The organism is Amycolatopsis sp. WAC 04182 (assembly GCF_003947465.1).
GTDB lineage: Bacteria > Actinomycetota > Actinomycetes > Mycobacteriales > Pseudonocardiaceae > Amycolatopsis.
The window spans coordinates 1-644 of sequence record NZ_QHJJ01000058.1 but is presented as its reverse complement, the minus strand read 5'-3'; the positions used below and the strand labels follow the sequence as shown (position 1 = coordinate 644).

Annotated in this window: 1 protein-coding gene; it reads right to left on the bottom strand. The window is 72.5% G+C overall.

The annotated features are described in order from the left end of the window. Positions 1–644, bottom strand: a 644-nt coding sequence (locus DMH01_RS42490; protein WP_148106608.1) for an AMP-binding protein, incomplete at both ends; no start/stop codon positions are given.

Here is a 644-nt window from a genome sequence, read left to right as displayed (position 1 = left end):
AGGAAGGTCAGCCCCCGCTCCCGGTACGCCCTGATCAGCGCCTCGGGCACCGGCGCTCCCCCGCACAGCAGGTGCCGCAGGCTGGACAGGTCGGCCGTCGCCCAGCGCGGCGACCCCGCGAGGGCCGCGAACATCGACGGCACCCCGAACATCATCGTCACCCGCTCGGACTCGACCAGGTCGAACGTCCTGTCCACCCCGAAGGACGGCTCCAGCAACGCCCTGCCGCCCTTGAGCACGGTGGGCACGAGCGTCTGCGCCAGGGCCGCGATGTGGAACAGCGGCGCGCTGACCAGCGTCACCTCGTCGTGCGCGAGCGGCACGTCGACCAGCAGGTTGACCGCGTTCCAGATGAGGTTGGCGTGGGTGAGCATGGCGCCCTTGGGGCGTCCCGTGGTGCCCGAGGTGTACATGATCAGGCAGATGTCGTCCTGGCTCACCGGCTCGTCGAGGGGGCCGGCGGGCGCGCCGGCGATCAGCTCTTCGAAGGCGTCCTGGGTCAGGTGGCGGCCGGGCAGCCCGCCGCCGTCCTGGCACCCGCCGAGCACGACTACCCGGGCGCCGGAGTCGTCCAGGACGAAACGCAGCTCGGGCGCGGCGCGCCGGGTGTTCAGCGGGACGAACACCCCTCCGAGCAGCACCGC